The organism is Streptomyces sp. WM6372, assembly GCF_001279655.1.
GTDB lineage: Bacteria > Actinomycetota > Actinomycetes > Streptomycetales > Streptomycetaceae > Streptomyces.
This window is the reverse complement of sequence record NZ_LGDB01000097.1, coordinates 1-489: the sequence shown is the minus strand read 5'-3', so window position 1 is coordinate 489 and position 489 is coordinate 1. Positions and strand designations below refer to the sequence as shown.

Genomic DNA, 489 nt, shown 5'->3' with positions numbered 1-489 from the left:
TCAGCCCTTGACCAGCAGGCCGCGGGTGCGCAGGACCCAGCGTTCGACGGGGCTGAAGATGAGGAGGTCGATGGCGATGCCGACGACGAGGATGAGGATGATGGCGAGGAAGACGCCGGGGAGGTCGATGTTGTTGCGGCCGTTTTCGAGGAGTTGGCCGAGTCCGAGGCCGAGGTCGGGGGAGCTGGCGATGATTTCGGCGGCCATGAGGGAGCGCCAGGAGAAGGCCCAGCCCTGCTTGAGGCCGGCGAGGTAGCCGGGGAGGGCGGCGGGCATGATCACGTGGCGGGCGCCGCGCAGGCCGGTGGCGCCGAGGGTGCGGCCGGCGCGCAGGAAGAGCGGGGGGATCTGGTCGATGCCGGAGACGAGGCCGTTGGCGATGGAGGGGACGGCGCCCAGCAGGATGACGGTGTACATCATGGCGTCGTTGAGGCCGAACCAGAGGACGGCGGGGGGTACCCAGGCGACGGAGGGCAGGGATTGCAGGCC

Annotated in this window: 1 protein-coding gene; it reads right to left on the bottom strand. The window is 70.1% G+C overall.

Annotation, left to right across the window (positions count from 1 at the left end; translation table 11 throughout):
* Window positions 1–489: ABC transporter permease (locus ADK52_RS09135; RefSeq protein WP_159045885.1), on the bottom strand; the 489-nt coding region annotated here is incomplete at its 5' end.